We start from the raw sequence: 20,994 nt of genomic DNA, 5'->3' as shown, positions 1-20,994 counted from the left end.
GCGCTCTATGCCGCTGCCGGAGATTGAGTTTGAGCTGACTGCAAGCCAATACGAGCGGATAGGCTTTCCCGGCCTGCGCCAGGGACAGCCGTTGAGCGTCGTGCTCGACGCCGGCGTGCTGCTGCCGGACGTCTCCGCCGAGGGCTGGTATACGGTGCAAAAAGAGCCGTTGCCGCCGCGCTTCGTCAACGTTGGCCCGGCATGGTTCGCCTTCTCCGGTCAGATCATCGAAGCGGAGCTGTTGACGGAAGAGGATGAACAGACCGGCGTGCTGACCATCGACTGCGGCGTCGCGCCTCTGCGCGTGACCTGCGCCCCTCAGGCTGACGGTCGCCTCCCCTACGGTGCATGGGAGACGCGCCACCTCGCCGGCGTCGGTCGAGTGGTGGGCGTCGTCGAGGACGATTTCAGGGGCGGCGTCGGGCAGACGACCGATGTGACCATCTGGCGTTTTCGGAGGCTCATTTTGCGGCCGGGAGACCCCCTCTTCGGCCAATGGCATGAGAGCGCCGAGCTGGCGCCGTTGCCCTTTCATTACGACCGCATCGTTGTGACAGCACGCGTCCATCGTCGAGGAATTTGAGAGAACAACGAGAATACGCCTATGTTCAGAAAAGTGCTTGTAGCGAATCGAGGCGAGATCGCCGTGCGCGTGTTGCGCGCCTGTGAGGAGCGCGGCATCGCCACCGTCGCCATCTTCTCCGAGGCGGATCGCACGGCGCTGCATGTGCGCTACGCCGACGAAGCCTATTGCATCGGCCCTGCGCCGAGCCGAGACAGCTATCTTCGCATCGACAAGATCATCGACGTCGCCCGCAAAGCAGGCGCCGACGCCATTCACCCGGGCTATGGCTTTCTCTCCGAGCGCGCCGAGTTCGCCGCCGCCTGTCGCGACGCCGGCATCACCTTCATCGGCCCCAGCCCGGAGGCGATCGAGGCGATGGGCGACAAAATCACGGCGCGCGAGAGCGTGCGCAGGCGAGGGGTTCCCCTTGTGCCCGGCACGGAGAGAGGTCTCCACGACGAAGACCTGATTGCGGCTGCCAAGGAGATCGGCTTCCCCATCATGATCAAGGCGGCCGCCGGCGGCGGCGGCAAAGGCATGCGCGCCGTGTACGACGTCGGCGCACTGCCGGATGCGATCGGCGCGGCGCGACGCGAGGCGATGGCGGCGTTTGGCAACGATGAAGTCTATCTCGAGAAGCTGATCACCAACGCCCGTCATATCGAAATCCAGATTCTGGCCGACAGCCACGGCAACACGATCAGCCTGGGCGAGCGTGAATGCAGCATCCAACGTCGCCATCAGAAGCTGATCGAGGAGTCGCCCAGCGTGGCGATCGACGAAAAGCTGCGCGCCGAGATGGGCAAAGTGGCGATCGCCGCCGCCGAATCGGTCAACTACGTCAACGCCGGCACGATTGAGTTTCTTTTCGACGCCAAAGACAACAAATATTACTTCTTGGAGATGAACACGCGGCTGCAGGTGGAGCATCCGGTCACCGAGCTGGTCACAGGCATCGACATCGTCAAGGAACAGATCGCCATCGCCGCCGGCCGCAAGCTGCGTTACCGCCAGGAAGACATCCAGCCCAAGGGCTGGGCGATCGAGTGTCGCATCACGGCGGAGGACCCCTTCAACAACTTCATGCCCAGCACCGGCGTCGTCACCTATCTCAAAGAACCGACCGGCCCCGGCGTGCGCGTCGAAAGCAGCCTCTACGAGGGATGCGAAGTCACGCTGTACTATGACCCGATGGTCGCCAAGCTCATCGTCTACGGCGAGAATCGCGCAGAAGCCATTTTGCGTATGCGTCGAGCGTTAAACGAATACCGCATCGCAGGCATCAAGACCTCGATCCCTTTCCATCAGGAGATCATGGACAGCACCGAGTTCATCTGGGGCACCTTTGACACCGGCTTTCTGAGTCGAAGACGCATCGGCGCGCGCGCGCCGGTTCCGGTCGAGCATGAACGGTTGGCGGCGGTCGTGGCCGCCATGATCGAGCATGAAAAAGGACGGCAGGCCGTCGCTTCGATGCGGCAGCCGCTCGTTGACGGAAATGGCGCCAATCACTGGAAGCTGGCGGGACGCATGCGCGCACAAAGGGGGCGATGGTGAAATACTACGCACGCATCGGCAACAACGAATACGAAGTGGAGATTGCGGACGGCCGGGTGTTGCTCGACGGCGAGCCGGTCGACGTCGACATCGTGCGCAGCGGTCTGCCGGAGTTGTACAGCGTTCTCTTCGGCGGCAAAAGCTACGAAATGCTCGTCACATCGGATCGCTTCAACTACACCGTCTCGATCCGCAGCCATCAGTTTCAGGTGCAGGTGCAGGATGAGCGCAGCCGTCGACTCAGCCAGGCGCGCAAATTGCCTACGCTGCCCGAAGGCGAGCTTGCGATCACGGCGCCGATCCCCGGCCTGGTCATCAAAACGCTGGTCAACCCTGGCGATGCGATCGAGGAAGGACAGCCGCTCGTGATTCTGGAAGCCATGAAGATGGAGAACGAAATCCGCTCGATGCGCTCCGGCGTGGTGAAGGCGATTTTGGTCTCCCCAGGACAACGGGTTGAACAGAACGCTGTGTTGATTGTTCTGGAATGAACGCCTCGGCGTATCGGGAACAACCGGCCATCGTGCGCTGGTTCGGGCGCACGATATTGATCGGAAGCATCGAGCTCTTAACCATCGTCGCCGTCGCATCTTCGTTGGAAGGCGTGCATCTGGCGGATTTCTGGTCGGCGTTGCACTTTGTGGTTTTCGTCGGCTTCGCCAATGCGCTGCTGTGGCCTTTGCTGGCGCGGCTGACGCTCCCTTTTCTGGTGTTGAGCTTCGGCTTCCTCAGCCTGGCGCTCAATGGGCTGACCTTTTGGCTCGGCAGCCAACTGGTGGAGGGCGTTCACTTTGACAACTACTTCCATGCGTTCCTGACCGCCCTGATCGTGGCGCTGATGAACGTCAGCGCTTCTTCGCTGCTCACGATCGACGAAGACGCCTCGTTCTATCGGGCGGTCTTGCAGCGCACGATGCGGCGCATGCCCTTGCGTCGCCCGCCGAGGCAGACGCCGGGCGTCCTTTTTCTGGAAATCGACGGCCTGTCCGAGCCTGTGCTGCGACGGGCCATCGCCGGCGGATACATGCCGACGTTGGAGCGCATGCTGGCGAACGGCAGCCATCGGCTGATTGCCTGGGAGACCGATCTTTCCAGCCAGACCGGCGCAGCGCAGGCCGGCATTCTGCACGGCAACAACTTCAACATTCCGGCCTTCCGTTGGGTGGAAAAAAGCGAGGGCGCGCGCATCATCACCGCCAACCGTCCGCGCGACGCCAACGCCATCGAGCGGCGCATTTCCGACGGCTGTGGCCTGCTGCATCGCCATGGGCGCAGCCGCGCCAATCTCTTCAGCGGCGACGCCGAGGACGCCGTGCTCACCTACAGCCTGGCGATGGATGTCCGGGGGCTTTTTGCCTCCTCCTACTTTGCCTTTTTTTCCAACCCTTACAACTTCGTGCGCACGCTCACGCTGATGGGCGTCGATATGGTGCGCGAGGTGCGCGGACGCCGGCGCCAACTGCGCGAAGATGTGCAGCCGCGCCTGCCGGAGCGCCGACGCGGCCTCTATCCGCTGCTGCGCGCCGCCTCGACTGTGCTCCTGCGCGACATCACGGTCGACACCTTGATTTCGGACGTCTTGTGGGGCGAGGCCGACGTGATCTACGCTACCTTCGCCGCATACGATGAAGTCGCCCACCACGCAGGCGTGGCGGATCGCGACGCGTTGCGGGTGCTTCGCCAGCTGGACCGGGCGTTCGCCCGCATCGAGCGCGCCATCGCCGAGGGCGATCGCCCCTATCAGATCGTTGTGCTTTCCGACCATGGGCAGACGCAAGGCGCAACCTTCAAGCAACGATACGGCCTGACCCTGAAGGAGCTGATCGAGCGCCTGCTGCCCGAAGAGCTTCGCATCCATGAACGGCTGCAGACCCACGAGGACTGGGGCCACGTCGCCGCCCTCGTCAGCGACGTGGCGCAACAGGAGGAGCCGACTGTGCTGGGACGCCTTGTGCGCACCGCCACGCGCAAACGCATTGAAGACGGTCAGGTCACGGTCGGGCCGGAATTTGAAAGGTTGCGGGAAGAACGCAAGGGGCACCGCGTCGCTGCGAAGGACGCTCAGGCGATCGTGTTGGCGTCCGGCAATCTGGGGCTGGTCTATTTCACCGGTTGGCGTCACAGGCTGACCCTGGAAGAGATGGAAGCTCGCTTCCCCGGTTTGATCGAGGGCCTTGTGCAACATCCGGGCGTCGGCTTTCTGCTTGTGCGCTCCGAGCAGCACGGCCCATTGGCGCTCGGCGCCCAAGGCGTCTATTATCTGGCGCACGACCGCGTCGAGGGGGAGAATCCGCTTGCCAATTTTTCCTCGAATGCACCCATGCTGCTGCGGCGCGTCGACCTGTACGACAACGCACCGGATCTGCTGATCAACAGCTTCTACGATCCCATCGCCGATGAAGGGTGCGCCTTCGAGGAGCTGATCGGCTATCACGGCGGACTCGGCGGCGACCAGAACCGCCCCTTTTTGCTTGCACCGGTGGACTGGGGGCTTCATAACGAGACGATCGTCGGCGCAGAGCAGTTGCATCGTCTGCTCAAACGTCGAGTCGAGGCGCTTGCTGCTCAAGAGGCGTTGGCGGAAGAGCCAGGAAGAGGCGCGCCGGTGATCTCGCCCGCTCCGGCGATCGTCCACTTCAGCAACGTGTCAAGCTTGCGCCTGCTGTGATATAGTGAAGCCATTGATTCGGTCTCGAAAGCAGGGTGGACGATGGTCGATGCGACATTGGTGCTGCCAGAAGATAGGCTGCTGGCGTTTGAAGGTTGTCTTACCTTTCGGGAATACTGCGAGCTGCAAGAAGAGCGCGATCGCCTGCTGCGGATGCGCTATGCGGAAACCCGTCTCGAGCCTTCCTTGCAACTGAAGTTGAACGCCTATGAAGTACCGCTGAACATTCTGGCAGTGGTGACCGACGAAGACCCGGACACGGTCGCCGTGCTTCCCATCGTGGCGCGTATGGTGGACGCCTCCCCGCGCCTGCAGCTGCGCGTGCTCTCCGAAAGCCGCGACCTGACGCCGCTGGTCGCCCTGCTCCCAGGAGTCGACGCGCTGAACGCCGTCGAAGAATGGGTGCTGCCGCAGTTCCTGATCTTCGACGACGAATGGGAGCTGCAGGCGCAGTGGGGGCCGCGACCGTCGCAGGCGGAAGGGAACCTGAGCGAATGGCTGAGCCGTTATCCTGAATACGAGACGCTGGCGGACGATGAAACCCCCGCCGCGCAACGACGATATGCGGCGCTGACAACGGCGCTCACCTACGAGATGCGCGTCTGGTATAATAGTTCGCTGGCGACCGCCTGTCAGCAAGAATTTTGCGACACGTTGCTTGCAATTGTGCAGAGTGAAGAAAGTGATGAAGAGCAATTCGTCTAGAGCTTCGGGCGCTTCAGGTCAGTCCTGCAAATTTCGTCTGGTTATCTGGTCTATCCTGCTGATTTTGTCCTTCGGCGTCAGCGCTTGCGCACAGGAATATAAATTGCGCGGCACCCCCTACAATCCGGTGATTCCGGCGCCTCCGATTCAAGGCGTCAAACAGGACAACACACCTTTCGATCTCGCCGATTTGCAAGGCCGCGTCAAGGTGGTGTTCTTTGGGTACACCTTTTGCCCAGACGTCTGTCCACTGACGCTGGCCAACATGAAAGGCGTCTACGAGATGCTTAAGGAGGAGGAGCGCGCACAGACGGCGTTCATCTTTATCACGGTGGACCCGGAGCGAGATACGCCCGAGCGATTGGCCGCCTATGTGGGCGCATTCAATCCAGCTTTTTACGGCGTTTACATCCCTGAGGGCGAATTAACGCGCGTCAAAAAAGACTACGGCGTATACGCCGAAAAGAATACGGCGGTCGCCTCCCAAAGCGCAGCCGACTACCTGGTGGATCACACGGCGTTTGTCTATGTGATCGATAAACAGAACAACCTGCGCGAGATTTTCGCCCACGACGCGCCCAAAGCCGACATCGCCGCCGACATCTCCTATCTGGTGCGGCAATGACTCGATTCACTTGACATTTATTTATATTCACGGAGCCTTCCAATGCCTGAGCGCCGTGCATCCTTCGTTAAAACCGTTCTGTTATCCGTCGTCGGCTTGATCATTTTGTCCGGTGTTCTGATCCAATTGATCCCTTACGGCCGGGCGCATCAAAACCCTCCCGTGATAGCCGAGCCGAGATGGGACAGCCCTAAGACAAGGGAGCTGTTCATGCGGTCCTGCGGTGACTGTCACAGCAATGAAACGGTCTGGCCGTGGTACAGCAACATTGCGCCGGTCTCATGGCTGATCCAACGCGATGTCGATGAGGGACGGGCCAAGCTCAACGTCTCTGAGTGGGGGCGCGCCAAGAACGAAAGCGACGAGGTGGTGAAGGTGGTCCAGAACGGTTCAATGCCGCCTCCGATTTACCTCCCCCTGCACCCGTCAGCGAGACTCTCGGATGCAGAACGGCAGACCTTCCTGCAAGGTTTAGCGGCCACCTTTGGAAACGAGACCCAAGGGGAGCGGCGCACCGAACATACAGGTGAAGGGGATAACGATTGAGGGGATGCAATCAGGCGCCTGGCGGAGGCGCAATACACCGAAAAACGTATACTTTTCTTGTTATGAACGTGATAAAATTTTGGTCATGAATGACTGCGAACCGGTGAACTCTGCTCGATCGCAAGAATCTGCGCCGATTCCTTGCACCGAGCCAAAACAGCGTTGCATCCCCCTATCGCCCTCCCGATTCGGATTCTGGACGACCCTTGGCGGACTGACGCTCGCCGTTCTGATCTGGTTGGCGCAGCCTGCCTTTGCCGCGATCGAGCTGAGCTACTTTTATGTGATCTCCAACCCGGCTTCGGTGATCCTGCAGTGGGGCACGCGCAGCGAATTCAACGTGCAAGGCTTCGAGATCCAATGTAAACGCGCCGATGAACCGGACATCGCCTACCACCGCATCGGATTTTTGCCGGCGAAAGGCGGGCCGTCGACGCCGGCGCAATATAATTTCCCCGTCACCCAGGGAATGCAGCCCGGCGTCGCCTATTGTTTTCGCCTGGTCGAGCTGACCACCGATGGAACGCCCGGCGAGGTGCAGGATCGCTGCGGCTTTGGCCCCGGCGTCACGCCCACGCCAGGGGCGCCCGGCGTTATCCCGACGCTCGACCCTAACGCTCCGCCGCCCGTTCCCACCGACGCCTTCGGCAACCCAATTGTTCAGCCGCAAAGCCCGCTGCCGCCACCCGTCGCCACCGACGCCTTCGGCAATCCGATCCCGCCGGGGAATGTCCAACAGTTCGACCCATTCGGAAATCCGATCCCGCAGCCGTTCAGCCCTTTGCCTCAGCCGGTCCCGACCGATGCGTTCGGCAACCCAATTGCGCCTTCAGGCGTGCAGCAGTTCGACGAGTTCGGCAATCCGATTCAACAATTCGACCCGTTCGGCAATCCGTTGCCGCCGTCGAACCCATTCGGCGCATCGCCGTTGGCGACGCCGACGTTTACGCCGGACCCTTTCGCGCCGCCGACGCCGATCGTGATCACGCCGCCGCCGGGCAACCCGCGAGACGACGCCTCTGCGCTTGAGTCGCACGCATCTGATCCTGCACTGGCCATGTCGGCGGGCAATCTGCCGGGGCAGGAAGAGGCGTTGGCTGAACCGCCGCCGGCCTACATCGTCGTCACGGCGGCGCCGACCGAGCCGCCCGTCGCGCTGGCTGCTCTGACGCCGTTGCCGACCGTCACGCCGACCCCGCCGGTCTTTCAGCTGGTCAACGCCTTCACGCCGACGACCCAGAACGTCATGATTTTGCTGCTCTGCCTCACCTTCGCCGGCGCCAGCGGCATCGGCCTCCTTGGCCTCATCACCAGCGTGATGTTCATGCGGGCGCGTGCGGCGCAACGCGACTTTTACGATCGCTACGGCCCGCCGCGGCGTCGTTGGTGATTTCCGAACGCCTGAAAAACTCGCATGCGTGCATTTGTTGCCATCGACCTGACTTCAGGGTTGCGTCGCCAGGTGGAAAGCGTGCAGCGTCGCCTGATGCATCAGCTCGTGACTCAGAAGCTGGAGCGCTCCGTGCGCTGGGTGGCCATTCACAATCTCCATCTGACGTTGCAGTTTCTGGGCGAGATCGAGGAGGCGCAAGTCTCTGCTTTGACGGCTCGTCTCACAGCGGTGACGACGCGTCATCGCCCTTTGCGGTTACGGATCGAAGGCGTGGGCTGTTTTCCCAGTATCAACCGCCCCAACGTCATTTGGTGCGGCGTGGCGGGTGATCTGCAGGCGCTGGCGCATCTGCAAAGCGATGTGGCTGCGGCGGTGCGCAGCGTGGGCGTCCAGGGCGATGATAAGCCGTTCAAACCTCATCTGACGATCGGGCGCACGCAACGCAATAGCACGGGCAGCCAGCTGCGCGCCGTGGGCGCCGCCGTCGCCGGGTTGGCTGCGCTTCCTTCGCACGCATCTACGGTCGAGACAGACCGGATCGACGAAGTGATTCTCTACAAAAGCGACCTGACGCCGAGCGGTCCGATCTACACCCGGCTCGGCGTCTTTCGACTGGCGCAAGGATGACTTTTTGAGGTTGGCGCCTGCATTTCGTTAAGGCGCTCTGCGCGGCTTCCAACCCGCCCTCGCCCGTTGTGCAGCCGCAAGCGCTGCATACAGCCCCGCCTCGTCGCCCCCGGCCAGCAGGTCATGCAACGCTCCCAGGTGCGCTTGAAAACGCTCAACCTGCTCTAAGACCGCCGTCCGATTGGTCATCAGAATGTCGAGAAACATCTGCGTGTCGCTGGCTGCCACGCGGCTGGTGTCGCGGAAGCCGCCCGCCGCCACCTCCCACACCGTAGGGTCGCTGGCGCCCACCTCGGCGACGGCGGCGGTGAGCGCGCTGGCGACCAGGAAGGGAAGGTGGCTGATGCTGGCGACCAGGCGGTCGTGTCGTTCGGCGTCGAGCACCAATGGCCGCGCGCCGACGGCCTGCACCAGCTCCGTAGCCAGCGCTAAGGCGTCCGGGCTGGTGCGCGGCAGCGGCGAAAGCACCCAGGTGGCGTCCCGATAGAGGCCGCATTCCGCCGCCTCGAAGCCGGCCGTCTCCTTGCCGCACATCGGGTGTCCGCCGATCGCCTGGACTGCGGCGGGCAGTCGGTTCATGGCTGCGCAGATGTCGGTCTTGGTGCTGCCCATGTCCATCACCAGCGCGCCGGGCCACAGTCGCGGGCCGATCTCCTCCAGCGTGGCGATGATAGTGCGCACGGGCGTGGCCAGGATGACGATATCGGCCCCCAGCACGCCGGTCTGCAGGTCGTTCGTCGCCAGGTCGACGGCGCCGGCGAAGAAAGCGTCGAGCACGGTGCGCGTGCGCCGCGCCACCCCGCGCACTTCGCGGCAGACCTGGCGCGCTTTCAAGTCCATGCACAGGCTGGCGCCCATCAGCCCCAGCCCGACGACCGCGATCGAACACTCTTTGAGTGGCTTGCTCATCTCAGATTTCTCGGCCCACCGCCTGCGCAATGAGACGGAGCTCCTCCATCAGGCGGGCGAAGCGTTGGAAGGTGAGGCTTTGGGCGCCGTCGCTCCAGGCGCGCGCCGGGTTCGGATGCACCTCGAGCATCAGCCCGTCGGCGCCGGCGGCGACCGCCGCCCTGGCGATGGGTGTGACGTATTGCCACATGCCGGTGCCGTGCGCCGGATCGGCGATGACGGGCAGATGGCTCAGCTCCTTGAGCACCGGAATGGCGTTGATGTCGAAGGTGTTGCGCGTGGCCGTTTCATAGGTGCGGATGCCGCGCTCGCAGACCATCACCTTCATATTGCCGCCGGCCAGGATGTACTCGGCGCTCATCAACAGCTCCTGGATGGTGCCGCTGATGCCGCGCTTGAGAAAGACTGGCTTTTTCTGCTTGCCCAATGCCTTGAGCAGCGCATAATTTTGCGTGTTGCGCGCGCCGACCTGGAAGATGTCCGTATAGTCGCCGACTAGCTCGATGTCTTCCGGCGACATCACCTCTGTGATCACCGGCAGGCCTGTCTGCTCGCGCGCCTCGGCGAGATACTTCAGCCCTTCTTCGCCCAGCCCCTGGAAGCTATAGGGGCTGGAGCGCGGCTTGAAGGCGCCGCCGCGCAGGATGGTGGCGCCGGCTTCCTTTACGGCGTGCGCCGTCTCCAGGATCATCTCCCGGCTCTCTACGCTGCACGGCCCCGCCATGACGACGATCTTCTTGCCGCCAATCTGCACGCCGTTGACGTCGATCACGGTGTCCGTCTCACAAAAATCGCGGCTGGCGAGCTTGAAGGGCTGCATGACGCGCATGGTGCGCTCGACGCCCTCCATCACCTCGAAGGTGCTGTTCTGGATCAGGTGCTCGTCTGCGCCGATGACACCGATGATGGTGCGCGCCTCTCCGCGGCTGAGATGCACTTTATAGCCGAGCTCCTCTACGCGCTGCACCACGGCTTCGATGTGTTGAGGCTCGGCATGCGCTTTCATGACGATGATCATAGAAGTTCACCTTTCTATGAGAAATCTGCTTGAATGATTGTCTCTTTGCTTACGCCAGTTCCAGCATCTCCGCCGGCTCCAGAATGCGACGGTCGATCGCTTCCGCCACGCGGCGGAGGCTCTTCATGAGGGCGGCGAAATCCTCCAGCGTCAGGCTTTGGCGCCCATCGCTGACCGCCGTGTCCGGGTCGGGATGCACCTCGATAATCAACGCGTCGGCGCCGGCGGCGACGGCGGCGCGGCTCATGGCCGGCACCAGCTCGCGCAGGCCGGTGCCGTGCGAAGGGTCGGCCACGATCGGCAGATGGGTCTGCTGCTTGAGCACAGGCACGGCGTTCAAGTCGAAGGTGTTGCGCGTGGCCGTCTCATAGGTGCGGATGCCCCGCTCGCACAGCATGACGTTGTTGTTGCCGTTGGAGACGATATATTCAGCGCTCATCAGCAGCTCGCGAACGGTGCCGCTGATGCCGCGCTTGAGCATGACAGGTTTGCTCTGTCTGCCCACCGCCTGCAAAAGACCATAGTTCTGCATGTTGCGCGCGCCGATCTGCAAAATATCGGCGTACTCGGCCACCATCGGCACCTGCTCTTCGCGCATCACCTCGGTGATGACGGGCAGGCCGGTCGCCTCGCGCGCCTCGGCCAGATATTCCAGCCCCTTCAACCCAAGCCCCTGGAAATCATAGGGGCTGGTGCGCGGCTTGAAGGCGCCGCCGCGCAGCACGGTTGCGCCGGCTTCCTTTACGGCGTGCGCAATTTCGATGATCTGGCTCCGGCTTTCCACGCTGCACGGCCCGGCCATAACGACCACCGCCTCGCCGCCGATGCGCACGCGACCGTCCGCCACTTCGATAATCGTGTTCTCGGGCCGCGTTGTCCGGCTCGCCAGCTTGTACGGCTCTTGAATGCGCACGGTTTGCATCACTCCCTCCATCTGATCAAAAGTTTCTCGATTGATACGCGTCAGATCGCCGACGAGCGCCACCACCGTGCGGTTTTCGCCGTAGATGGGATGCGTCTTGACGCCGAAGGATTCGGCCTTGCGGATCACGGCGCCGATCTCGGCGGCGGTGGCGCCTGGTTTCATTACAACGATCATCGGTCTCCTCCTATGATTTCCTTGATTCCTTTATCGATTGTACAAAGTTTGCACTCGGTGTCTGTCAGATTTGCAGCAGTGCGGACTGCGCGGCGATGGGCTCCTGTTCCAGCGGCGGCGCCGCCGGATAGCTTCCCAATAGCTTGACGAAGGCGGCGCGGTTGAGCAACCCCACAATGGCGGCGCTGATGTGCTCGTCCTGCCAGTGGCCATCCAAATCGACATAAAATACATACTGCCAGGGACGGTTGCGGCGCGGACGACTTTCCAGTTTGGTCAGGTTGACCTGCCGCGTGGCGAATTCGCCCAGCGCATGATAGAGCGAGCCGGGGGTGTTGGGCACCGCAAAGACCAGCGACGTTTTGCTGCGTTCGCTGCGCGGCGGCTCGCCCTTGCCCACGACAAAAAAGCGGGTGTAATTGTTGGGCATGTCTTCGATGCCCTCATCGACCACTTCCAATCCGTAGACCTCGGCCGCCAGTTTGCTGGCGATCACGGCCACGCCCTCCACCGGATCGGCGGCCAGGTCCTTGGCGCTGCCGGCGGTGTCGTACCAGGGCACGGCGGCCAGTTTGCGGCGATTGAGATAGCTCTCGCACTGCGCCAGCGCCTGCGGATGGCTGCGCACCTGTCGGATTTCGCCCGTTTTGCCGGGCACGACGAGCAGATTGTGGCGCACGCGCAGCAGAATTTCTCCATGCACCTTCAGGTCATGGTCGAGCAGCAGATCGTAGGATTTGTTGATGCTGCCTGCAGTCGAATTTTCCACAGGCACGGCGCCAAAGTCCGCCTGGCCAGACTCGACGGCGCTGAAGATCTCCTCGAAGGTTCGACAGGGCAGCGTCATTACGCCGTCGCCGAAGTGCTTGCGACACGCTTCCTCTGAATAAGCGCCGTGTTCTCCTTGAAATGCAACGATGGTCATCATCCCCTCCATGACTTCAATTGCTCTTCAATCCAGCGATGAAGCTCCGCCATATCGACGCTGGATAGCACGATCGTCTTGTCGGGGCGCAACGACTGCGCCTCCTTCAGATACACATGTTGGATGCGATCCTGCGGCGTCTCGGTGTTCCAGTGAATCAGCACCCGAATGCACCGATGCAAGGAGCCGGGAACGTCGATTTCGTGGCCGCACATCAGCGGCACGTCCAGCCAGCCGAGCTGCCTTGCGGCGGTGGCGGGAAACGCCGCCGTCAGGTCCGGCGTGGTGGTGAAAATGGCGCTCGCCACATCTTCGGAGCGAATGCCGTTGAGATGAATGATGAGCGCCAGCAGCTCGCGCGTCGCTCTCAGAATCTCCTCCTTTTCGTTTTGCGTGACCGTGGTTGCTCCGCGCACTCCTCGACACATGACGGCCATGGTTGAACTCTCCGCCTTCACCTGGACTGATAAAACCTCAAGAACTTGAACAAATCACTTTTGAATAAATCGCCGCAAACCAACAAAAAGAGCGAGGTCGCTTTCGCCAACCTCGCTCTCGCAGCGTCTCCACACAACCCCGATCACTCAGGGGTCATCGTCGCTCCGACGCGGGTCGGCGTCCCTCGATACCCAAAAAAGCCAAAATAAAAATAAAATGGAGCAACAAAAAGCCCGCGCCAGGGATGGAGCGGGCCGAACGGCGGAATGGAGACAAGGCGGCAAGCGGCAATGCGGTCGCTTGCCATGGTGGGTTGCCTATGCAAAGAGGAATTTCTGTCTGCGCTATGCGCGTTCATCGCATTCCGTCGATCTGAAATGACGTCTGAACTTCGTTGATCTACGCCAAAGTTGCTTTCCTATCAAGTGTACGCAAGCGTAGCACGCCTTGAGAAAGTTGTCAATCGGTGAACTCGCAGAAATTTACATTTCGCCGACGAAACTCGCGCGATGCAAGAATAAAGCCGGTGAAGGCATCTTTCCCTTCACCGGCTTCATTCAGAAGTTGAAAACGTTGCCTACAAATCACCCCACCCTCAAGTGCTTCATGGTACACTCTACCAGGGCTTCTCTGGGTTGTTCCTGTCAAAAAGCTGTTAGACTGTCCAGTAAACAAAACTTCAATCTGTGAGCGATGAACATGTATGACGTAACAACGATCGGGGAGATCATGCTGCGCCTGAGCGTCCCCATCGGCGCGCGCATCGAGACAGCTGCGCAGTTCGATGTGCTGCCTGGCGGCGCAGAGGCGAATGTGATGGCGGCGCTGGCGCGACTGGGGCTGCGCACGGCCTGGTGCGGCGCGCTGCCGGACTCGCCGTTGGGGCGGCTGGCGGCAAACCATCTGCGCATGGCGGGCGTGAATCTTGAGGGCGTGCATTGGTGCGGCGAGGGGCGCATGGGGGTCTATTTTGTGGAGTTCGCCTCCCCTCCGCGTGCGACGCAGGTGATCTATGACCGCGCCGACTCTTGCGCCGCGCGCATGACGCCGGCGCAGGTGCACTGGGAGCATCTCCTGAATACGCGGCTGATTCATTTGACCGGCATTACGCCGGCGCTTTCGTCTGGGTGTCTCGAAGTGATGAAGGAAACGGTGCGCCGAGCGCGCGAGAGAGGGGCGGCGCTCAGCTTCGACGTCAATTATCGGGCGCGCCTTTGGAGCGCAGAGGAAGCGGTGCAGACGCTTGCGCCTCTAATCGAAGGCTGCGACCTGCTCTTTTGCAACCGGTCGGACGCCGCGCGTCTCTTTGGCCTCGAAGGCCCGGCCGAGGAGACGGTGCAGCGTCTCGCCGCGCGCACCCACGCCCGCATCACGGTGATGGCGATGGGCGCCGAAGGAGCGGTGGCCTGGGATGGCGCACAGATCTATCATCAGCCTGCGCTGCCCACCACTATCGTCGATCGTCTCGGCGCAGGCGATGGCCTGGCCGCCGGCGTGCTTTACGGTTGGCTCTCCGGAGACCTGAGGCTGGGCTTGCGCTACGGCGTCGCATTGGCTGCGCTGGCGCTCAGCCAACAGGGAGACATGATCGTCACGACGCGGCAGGAAGTCGAGAGTCTGTTGGCCGGGCGCGAAGCGATTCTTCGTTGAGCCACAATCGCCTTGCTCCCGCAAACCACCCTGCAAATATCCCACAAATATCCCACAATTCTGTGTGGGATATTTGTGGGATACGCAGAATTCCCTTCAGCCGACCGCCATGATCTCCAGCGTGCGCAGCAAGGCTTGTCGCCACTGTCCGGCTTCGTCAATGGGAAGATAGATGGCGCGGCGGCCGACGCGCGCAGCCCCTTCTGGGACAAAGCGATCGTCCTCTTCAGAGATGCGGCCCAACGCCAGCCGCAGTCGCCGCTCCAGGGCGCGGCGATCCATATTTTCCAGCGCGTCGCTGTACAGCACCAGGTTGTCCAGGTCGCGGCCAATGCGGGCGACGCCGGCGCGGGCGGCCAGCGTTTTGATGCGCACCTGGAAGAACAGGTTGTCGACCTCCTCCGGCACGGAGCCGGTCTCCGGATCGACGCCGAAGCGGTCGATCAGCTCGCGGCGCATCTCTTCCAGCGCCTCTGGCCGCGTGAGGCCGGCGATGCGGCGGTAGAGCTGAAGCCGCAGCGCCTCATCCTCGACGTAGTGCGCAGGAATGCGCGCGTCAAGGGGCAGGTCGAGCTGCACGGGCGGCTGCAGCGGATCTTCCAGGTCAAAGGGGAGATCGTCGATAGGAGCAGCGGGAAGAGGAGATGGGGAATGGGGGACGGCTTCCCCATCGCCCGAAGGCCCGATTTCCCCACTGCGCAGTGGTTCGGCCTCTGCGCGGCCGGCCATCGCCCGCTCGAAGCGCTCTTTTTTGCGTCGCGCTTCGTTGATCGCCTGGGCGAGCAGGCGCGTGTACAGGTCGAAGCCGATGCTGTCGATGTGTCCGCTCTGACGCGCGCCCAGGATGTCGCCCGCCCCGCGGATCTCCAGGTCGCGCATGGCGATGCGAAAGCCGGCCCCCAATTCCTCGCTGCTTTCCAGGATCGCCTCCAGCCGGCGGCGGGCGTCGTAGCTGAGCGTCTTGTGCTTCTCGTACAGCAAATAACAGTGTCCTCGCCGCGTGCTGCGCCCCACGCGGCCGCGCAACTGATAGAGCTGCGCCAGCCCGAAATGGTCGGCGCGGTGGATGATAATCGTGTTGGCGTTGGGGATGTCCAACCCATTTTCGATGATGGTGGTGGCGACCAGCACGTCGATCTCACCATCGGCGAAGCGCATCATCACCTCTTCCAGCTCCCGCTCCGGCATCTGGCCATGGCCGACGGCCACGACCGCTTCGGGCACAAGCCGCTGAATGCGCTCCGCCAGATGATAGATGTCGCGCACGCGGTCGTTGACGACGAAAACCTGTCCTTTGCGGTTGAGCTCGCGCTGGATCGCCTGTTTGACCAGGACGTCGTCGTATTCGGCGAGCACGGTGTGGATGGGCTGGCGCTCTTTGGGCGGCGTGTTGATGGCGCTCATGTCCCGAATGCCGCTCAGGCTCATATGCAGCGTGCGCGGGATGGGCGTGGCGCTGAGCGTCAGCACATCGACCTGAGTGCGCAGTTGCTTGATCTGCTCCTTTTGCGCTACGCCGAAGCGCTGCTCCTCGTCGATGATGAGCAGCCCCAGGTCCTTGAACTCGACGTCCTGGCTGAGCAGGCGATGTGTGCCGACGACCAGATCGATTGCGCCGGTGCGCAGCCCTTCAAGCACCTTCTGCTGTTGCGCCGGCGTGCGGAAGCGGCTCAGCATTTCGACGCGCACCGGAAAGCGCGCCAGTCGGTTGCTGATCGTGCGATAGTGTTGCTGCGCAAGCACCGTCGTCGGCGCCAAAAAGGCGACCTGCTTGCCGTCGTTGATCGCCTTGAACGCCGCCCGAATGGCGACCTCCGTCTTGCCATAGCCGACGTCGCCGCAGATCAGGCGATCCATGGGGCGCTCCGACTCCATGTCGCGCTTGACCGCCTCCACCGCCACGAGCTGATCTTCGGTCTCCTGATACGGGAAGGTGGCTTCCATCTCCTCTTGCCACGGGCTGTCCGGGCTGTAGGGGGCGCGCACCACCAGCTCCCGCTCGGCGTAAAGCTTGAGCAGGTCATCGGCGATTTCCGCCACGGCGCGGCGGGCGCGTTCTTTGACAAGCTGCCAGTCGGCGGTTCCCAGCCGGTTGATGACGGGTGGGGCGTCGCTGGCGCCGATGTAGCGACTCAGGCGGTCGGCCTGATGCACCGGCACGTAGAGCTTGTCCTCGCGCGCGTAGCTGACGAGCAAATACTCGCGTTCGACGCCGCCCAGCGACATACGCGTCAGCCCCTCGAAGCGACCGATGCCGTGTTCGATATGGACGACGTAATCGCCCGGCTTGACGTCTGCAAAGAAGAGCTCCGGCGCCACCTTGCTATGCGGCTTGGGACGCGCGCGCGCCTGCGGCTTGCTCCACCCAAACAGCTCGGCGTCGGTGAGCAGGTGAAGATTGAACGAGGCGCCTCCGCTCCCCTCTGTCCTTTCCGCTCGCCTCTCTTCTCTCTCCTCCCCCTTCGCTTCGATCCCTTTCACAATGAAGCCTTCGCCGAGGATGCCCTGCACCAGGGTGACGCTGCGGGGTGAAGGAGCCGTTTTGATTTCATGCTGGACGCGGCTGCTCAGATGCACCTCTTCCACAAGCTGGCCGATGCGCGCCGCCTGGCGCGTGGCAAGCACGACGGCGTGACCGGCGTTGTGCAGTTTGATGAGATCTGAAGCAATCTCCTTGAGTTTCCCTCCGAAGCGAGGACCTGGGGCAAATGCGCGCGCCAGCGGCGTGTTGGCGCCGGCGCTCTTGCCGTGCAGGTCGCCGTAGCCGAGCAGAGCAGGCTTGCGCTCGAGCAACTTCGCCTGGATTTCCTCGGCGGTGAAGGTGCTGCGCGCAAAAGCGCGCGGGGCCTCGCCTGCCTGCACCAGCTCGGCGTGCAGGCTTTGCGCCTGTGCATCCAGCTCGCGCAGGGTGGCGATCAAGTCGAGCGCATCATCGACGATCAGGATCGCGTCCGTCGGCAGGTGCTCCAACAGCGAGACGGGCGGATTGTAGAAATAGGGCAGATACCATTCGATGCCGTGGAAGCTGTGGCTGGCGGCGAGATGTTCGACTTCGAGCCGAATCTCTTCGCGAATCGCCAGCAGCAGCCCTGGATCGAGCAAGGGGCTGGCCTCTTCTCCCAGGCCGACGTTTTCCGCCGCGCGTAGATCGCCTGCGCGCACGCCCAGGCGCTCCAGCGCAAGCGGACCGTATTTGCTGAGCGCCTCGCTGCCTGGCCCGATCTCGACGGCTTCGACGCTGCGGATCGTGCGCTGGGTGGCTGGATCGAAGAGGCGCAGGCTTTCCACTTCGTCGCCGAAGAGGTCGATGCGCACGGGCGTCGGCAGGTTGGGCGGCCAGACATCGACGATGCCGCCGCGACGGGCGAAGGTCCCCGGCTCCTCCACCACTTCGACGGGCGCATAGCCGGTCTGCACCCAGGCGTTGGTCATCTGGTCGAGCCGCAAGGCGGCGCCCACCCTGACCGTGCGGAGGGCCAGGCGCAGCTCTCGCGCGGGCAGCGTCTTCTGGCTCAGCGCGCGTGCGCTGGCGACGATCACCGGCGGGGGTCCGCTGCGACTCTGCAAAGCTGCCAGCGCGGTCAAGCGGCGTTGGCGCGTAACGCTGCTCCAGTGGATGCGCTCGTAGGGCAGTGCGTCCGGTTCGGCGAACAGAAGGATCGGCGGACCTCCTTCTTCCGCCGGCGGCAACCACATCTCCAACTGGTCGCAGATTTGTTGCGCCATTTCGCTGCGCGCCGTGATGAAAACGAGGGGGACAGAACGCTGCATGCGTGCGCCGGCGACGAGGAAGGGGCGGGCGGCCGCAAGCACAGCCTGTGGCGTAGGTTCGGCGGGCGGCTCCGTCAGCGTTTGCAGCCACTCTCGGAAGGCAGGCAGCCGCGGCAAGAGTTCGAGCAAACCGGAAAGTTGCATGGAAGTCGTCACCCGTTGAACCGATTCATGGCGCGTTCGACGCCCTCGAACAGCCAGCACTCCGCCGCTTCCACGATGCGTGCGCGCAGCGGCGTAAAAATGACCTCTTCCTCTTCGCTGAAGTTTTGCAACACATAGGCGGCGGGGTCCATGCCGTTCGGCGGTCGACCGATGCCGACGCGGATGCGTGGAAATTCCTGCGTCCCCAGCTGCTCAATGATCGACTGCACGCCCCTTTGCCCGCCGGAGGAGCCGCCTGGCCGCAGCCGCAGTTTGCCCGCAGGTAGGTCCAGATCGTCGTGGATGACCAGGATCGACGAAGGTTCGATGCGGTAAAAGCGCGCCAGCGGCGCCACTGCCTCTCCGCTGGCGTTCATAAAGGTCAGCGGCTTGACCAGCAGAACCTTCTGGCGCAAGCCATCACGCGTAACAAAGCCGTTGCCCGTCTGCGCGCGCATTTGCAATCGATCCAGCGCAATTCCCCATCGCTGCGCGCAGAGTTCGACGCACTGAAAGCCGATGTTGTGCCGGTTGCGGCTGTATTGCGGGCCGGGGTTGCCTAGCCCCACGATCATCTTGAGCTCCGCCATCTGTCAAGATTAACCGTAGCGGCGCCAGGCCCATTCAAAGATGCGCTTGCCGAAGAAGATGGCGGCGATCACGATGAAGATGGCGGCGCTGATGCGAACGCCGTTGAAAAATTGTGTGCGCAGCCGTTGGAAGGAGAGCGCCTCGCCCAGCTCGCGCGTGAGCGCGCCGCCTGACGGCGTGGCGACAGAGGCCGGTGCAGCCAGCGTAGGCGTCGGCAAAAGGCCGCCGACGGCGGGCGTCTGCCCCGGGTCGACCACGGCCACTTCGGCCGGCGTGGGCGTCGGCGCCTCTTCTTCGACCTGAGGCTGCGTCACCTGGCCAAGCGCCGGCGTCGGCTGCGGCGCCGGCGTGAAAGTAGGCGTCGGCGTGGGCGTCTCTGTAGGCGACGCCTCCGGCGTGGGCGTCGGCGGCGTCGCCTGATTGACGCTCAAATTGGGCACAAAGTATTCGGCGTAGTTGCCGTCGGTCTTCACCACGCGCAGGCGCAACGTGTATGTTCCCGGCGGCAAGCCGCCCGCCTGCCACACGCCGAGCTGACCGCCGATCACTGGCGAAGTGCCGCCGGCGAAATAGATGAAGGCGTCATCGCCGCTCGGCTCCTGTTTGAAATGCAGCTCGTACTTCTGAAATGGCTCGATGGTGGCGGTGCCGAAAATGGGCACATCGCCGGAAATGGCCGAGCCGGGGGCCGGCGACGTGATGCCCGACTCTTGTGCATACGCCGAGGAAGGCGTTAGAGTAAGCCAGGCGAGCGCCAGCGCCCCAATCAGCATCGAGAGCGCCGTCGTTCGCAATTTTTGAATCCTATGCCAAATGTGAAATAAGCTCATCCTACATCCGTCGTTGAATGGTTTAAGGTTGCCGCAGATACTGAATGATGGCCAGCATGTCGGCGTCGCTTAGATCGGGGCGACCGCCGCTGGGCGGCATCACCAGGCCGGTCGTGTTGGCCGGATCGTTCAGCTCGCGACCCTGTCGGATCATGGCCAGCACTTCTTCATCGGTGTGGTCGGCGATAAATGCGGAGCCGCGTAAAGCGTTGCCAAGATTGGCGACGCCCTGCGCATCGACGCCATGGCAGGCCGCACACGCCTGCAAATAGAGCTGTTCGCCTCGGGCCAGCGCAGCCGGGTCGTTGACGACGCCCTGCACGCTCATCTGCGGGCCGGGGGTGACCGCCAGCACGGTGAAAGGCGCTTCCGCTGCGCTTGCGGCCTGCGTCTCCGAACCGGTGGTGAAGAGGACGGCAAAAATGGCGAGCACAACGACGATGGGCGCAACCACCTGAAGCCAGGGCGTGCGCTGAGGGGTTCCCTCTTCGTCTTCGGCGGAAGGTTCGCCGTTGAGCAGGGCGATGACGCTCATCAGTGTGATGATGAGAAAGCCAATCAACGCCAGAAAGGGGATGGTCACAAAGCCGAACCAGTTGATCCACTGCGTTGTGCAGGAGACGCCTTGCGCGCAAACTGCGGACTCTGCGAACAGATCGGTCTTTTCCAGAAGGTAGTGATAGGTGGACATGCCCAGGCCAAAGACCGAAAAAGGCAGCACATAATAAGGCAGATTGCTATCGCGGCGCAGCAGGCCAATGGCGATGAACCCCGCCAGAGGGTACATCAAAATGCGCTGATACCAGCAGAGCACGCAGGGCACGTAACCGCGCACTTCGCTGAAGTAGAGGCTGCCGCACATGGCCACCCACGCGGCGACCAGCGCAATATACATGCTGTTGCGATTGAGCCAGAGAGAAATCCGCTCCATCA

19 protein-coding genes are annotated in these 20,994 nt (G+C 62.7%); 10 read left to right on the top strand and 9 right to left on the bottom strand.

Features of this window, described 5'->3' with window-relative positions; genetic code table 11:
- Window positions 1-7 precede the first annotated feature (7 nt).
- The 9 genes from Q0367_RS04645 to thpR all read left to right on the top strand — a co-directional run bounded on the left by Q0367_RS04645 (window position 8) and on the right by thpR (window position 8,686).
- Complete coding sequence (locus Q0367_RS04645) at window positions 8-583, top strand: hypothetical protein (RefSeq protein WP_297632337.1); 576 nt, start codon at window positions 8-10, stop codon at window positions 581-583.
- Between the two features lie 21 nt (window positions 584-604).
- Window positions 605-2,122 carry an acetyl-CoA carboxylase biotin carboxylase subunit gene (gene accC / locus Q0367_RS04640; protein WP_297632334.1) on the top strand — a complete coding sequence of 506 codons (1,518 nt, stop codon included), beginning with the start codon at window positions 605-607 and terminating at the stop codon, window positions 2,120-2,122.
- The gene (locus Q0367_RS04635) at window positions 2,116-2,613 is read left to right on the top strand and encodes a DUF2118 domain-containing protein (protein ID WP_297632331.1); all 498 of its coding nucleotides are present in this window, start codon (window positions 2,116-2,118) and stop codon (window positions 2,611-2,613) included. The genes accC and Q0367_RS04635 overlap by 7 nt, the downstream gene beginning before the upstream one ends.
- Complete coding sequence (locus Q0367_RS04630; protein ID WP_298981107.1) at window positions 2,610-4,790, top strand: phage holin family protein; 2,181 nt, start codon at window positions 2,610-2,612, stop codon at window positions 4,788-4,790. The genes Q0367_RS04635 and Q0367_RS04630 overlap by 4 nt, the downstream gene beginning before the upstream one ends.
- A 42-nt stretch (window positions 4,791-4,832) precedes the next feature.
- Window positions 4,833-5,495 (top strand): thioredoxin family protein, encoded by a 663-nt coding sequence (locus Q0367_RS04625; RefSeq protein ID WP_297632325.1) that lies wholly within the window; start codon window positions 4,833-4,835, stop codon window positions 5,493-5,495.
- A gap of 103 nt (window positions 5,496-5,598) precedes the next feature.
- Complete coding sequence (locus Q0367_RS04620) at window positions 5,599-6,120, top strand: SCO family protein (RefSeq protein WP_297632322.1); 522 nt, start codon at window positions 5,599-5,601, stop codon at window positions 6,118-6,120.
- Between the two features lie 42 nt (window positions 6,121-6,162).
- Complete coding sequence (locus Q0367_RS04615) at window positions 6,163-6,666, top strand: heme-binding domain-containing protein (RefSeq protein WP_297632319.1); 504 nt, start codon at window positions 6,163-6,165, stop codon at window positions 6,664-6,666.
- A gap of 85 nt (window positions 6,667-6,751) precedes the next feature.
- Window positions 6,752-8,056, top strand: coding sequence for a hypothetical protein (locus Q0367_RS04610; protein ID WP_298981106.1), 1,305 nt, complete (start codon window positions 6,752-6,754; stop codon window positions 8,054-8,056).
- A gap of 24 nt (window positions 8,057-8,080) precedes the next feature.
- A complete protein-coding gene (thpR, locus tag Q0367_RS04605; protein ID WP_297632313.1) occupies window positions 8,081-8,686 on the top strand; it encodes an RNA 2',3'-cyclic phosphodiesterase in 606 nt (201 codons plus the stop codon).
- A gap of 27 nt (window positions 8,687-8,713) precedes the next feature.
- On the opposite strand, the gene Q0367_RS04600 is transcribed toward thpR, so the two are convergent.
- The 5 genes from Q0367_RS04600 to aroH form a co-directional block, all read right to left on the bottom strand.
- Window positions 8,714-9,595: a prephenate dehydrogenase gene (locus Q0367_RS04600; protein WP_297632310.1), complete on the bottom strand. Its 882-nt coding sequence runs from the start codon at window positions 9,593-9,595 to the stop codon at window positions 8,714-8,716.
- A gap of 1 nt (window position 9,596) precedes the next feature.
- Window positions 9,597-10,613 carry a 3-deoxy-7-phosphoheptulonate synthase gene (gene aroF / locus Q0367_RS04595; RefSeq protein WP_297632307.1) on the bottom strand — a complete coding sequence of 339 codons (1,017 nt, stop codon included), beginning with the start codon at window positions 10,611-10,613 and terminating at the stop codon, window positions 9,597-9,599.
- 49 nt (window positions 10,614-10,662) lie between these two features.
- Window positions 10,663-11,712 carry a 3-deoxy-7-phosphoheptulonate synthase gene (gene aroF, locus Q0367_RS04590; RefSeq protein WP_297632304.1) on the bottom strand — a complete coding sequence of 350 codons (1,050 nt, stop codon included), beginning with the start codon at window positions 11,710-11,712 and terminating at the stop codon, window positions 10,663-10,665.
- Between the two features lie 64 nt (window positions 11,713-11,776).
- Window positions 11,777-12,640, bottom strand: coding sequence for a prephenate dehydratase (gene pheA / locus Q0367_RS04585; protein ID WP_297632301.1), 864 nt, complete (start codon window positions 12,638-12,640; stop codon window positions 11,777-11,779).
- Window positions 12,637-13,074: a chorismate mutase gene (gene aroH, locus Q0367_RS04580; protein ID WP_297632298.1), complete on the bottom strand. Its 438-nt coding sequence runs from the start codon at window positions 13,072-13,074 to the stop codon at window positions 12,637-12,639. The genes pheA and aroH overlap by 4 nt, the downstream gene beginning before the upstream one ends.
- A 700-nt stretch (window positions 13,075-13,774) precedes the next feature.
- On the opposite strand from aroH, the gene Q0367_RS04575 reads away from it, so the two are divergent.
- Window positions 13,775-14,725: a sugar kinase gene (locus Q0367_RS04575; RefSeq protein WP_297632295.1), complete on the top strand. Its 951-nt coding sequence runs from the start codon at window positions 13,775-13,777 to the stop codon at window positions 14,723-14,725.
- Between the two features lie 96 nt (window positions 14,726-14,821).
- On the opposite strand, the gene mfd is transcribed toward Q0367_RS04575, so the two are convergent.
- The 4 genes from mfd to Q0367_RS04555 are packed head-to-tail and all read right to left on the bottom strand — an operon-like array spanning window position 14,822 to window position 20,992.
- Window positions 14,822-18,652 (bottom strand): transcription-repair coupling factor, encoded by a 3,831-nt coding sequence (mfd, locus tag Q0367_RS04570; RefSeq protein WP_298981105.1) that lies wholly within the window; start codon window positions 18,650-18,652, stop codon window positions 14,822-14,824.
- Window positions 18,649-19,230 (bottom strand): aminoacyl-tRNA hydrolase, encoded by a 582-nt coding sequence (gene pth / locus Q0367_RS04565; RefSeq protein ID WP_297632289.1) that lies wholly within the window; start codon window positions 19,228-19,230, stop codon window positions 18,649-18,651. The genes mfd and pth overlap by 4 nt, the downstream gene beginning before the upstream one ends.
- Window positions 19,231-19,239: 9 nt before the next feature.
- Entirely contained in the window at window positions 19,240-20,025 is a 786-nt protein-coding gene (locus tag Q0367_RS04560) for a hypothetical protein (RefSeq protein ID WP_297632286.1), read from the bottom strand.
- 58 nt (window positions 20,026-20,083) lie between these two features.
- Window positions 20,084-20,992, bottom strand: a complete 909-nt coding sequence (locus tag Q0367_RS04555; RefSeq protein ID WP_297632281.1) for a disulfide oxidoreductase — start codon at window positions 20,990-20,992, stop codon at window positions 20,084-20,086.
- Between the last annotated feature and the right edge of the window lie 2 nt (window positions 20,993-20,994).

The sequence above is a fragment of the uncultured Caldilinea sp. genome (assembly GCF_937128415.1).
Taxonomy (GTDB): domain Bacteria; phylum Chloroflexota; class Anaerolineae; order Caldilineales; family Caldilineaceae; genus Caldilinea.
The sequence above is the reverse complement of the archived record's forward strand: the minus strand, read 5'-3'. Positions and strand labels throughout refer to the sequence as shown.

Coding starts and splice junctions, on each gene's coding strand:
- aroF (WP_297632307.1), bottom strand. CDS start 10,613: ATGATCATCGTCATGAAAGCGCATGCCGAGCCTCAACACATCGAAGCC.
- thpR (WP_297632313.1), top strand. CDS start 8,081: ATGCGTGCATTTGTTGCCATCGACCTGACTTCAGGGTTGCGTCGCCAG.
- Q0367_RS04615 (WP_297632319.1), top strand. CDS start 6,163: ATGCCTGAGCGCCGTGCATCCTTCGTTAAAACCGTTCTGTTATCCGTC.
- Q0367_RS04575 (WP_297632295.1), top strand. CDS start 13,775: ATGTATGACGTAACAACGATCGGGGAGATCATGCTGCGCCTGAGCGTC.
- pheA (WP_297632301.1), bottom strand. CDS start 12,640: ATGATGACCATCGTTGCATTTCAAGGAGAACACGGCGCTTATTCAGAG.
- Q0367_RS04635 (WP_297632331.1), top strand. CDS start 2,116: ATGGTGAAATACTACGCACGCATCGGCAACAACGAATACGAAGTGGAG.
- Q0367_RS04555 (WP_297632281.1), bottom strand. CDS start 20,992: ATGGAGCGGATTTCTCTCTGGCTCAATCGCAACAGCATGTATATTGCG.
- Q0367_RS04645 (WP_297632337.1), top strand. CDS start 8: ATGCCGCTGCCGGAGATTGAGTTTGAGCTGACTGCAAGCCAATACGAG.
- Q0367_RS04610 (WP_298981106.1), top strand. CDS start 6,752: ATGAATGACTGCGAACCGGTGAACTCTGCTCGATCGCAAGAATCTGCG.
- aroH (WP_297632298.1), bottom strand. CDS start 13,074: ATGGCCGTCATGTGTCGAGGAGTGCGCGGAGCAACCACGGTCACGCAA.
- Q0367_RS04600 (WP_297632310.1), bottom strand. CDS start 9,595: ATGAGCAAGCCACTCAAAGAGTGTTCGATCGCGGTCGTCGGGCTGGGG.
- aroF (WP_297632304.1), bottom strand. CDS start 11,712: ATGATCGTTGTAATGAAACCAGGCGCCACCGCCGCCGAGATCGGCGCC.
- pth (WP_297632289.1), bottom strand. CDS start 19,230: ATGGCGGAGCTCAAGATGATCGTGGGGCTAGGCAACCCCGGCCCGCAA.
- Q0367_RS04625 (WP_297632325.1), top strand. CDS start 4,833: ATGGTCGATGCGACATTGGTGCTGCCAGAAGATAGGCTGCTGGCGTTT.
- Q0367_RS04630 (WP_298981107.1), top strand. CDS start 2,610: ATGAACGCCTCGGCGTATCGGGAACAACCGGCCATCGTGCGCTGGTTC.
- accC (WP_297632334.1), top strand. CDS start 605: ATGTTCAGAAAAGTGCTTGTAGCGAATCGAGGCGAGATCGCCGTGCGC.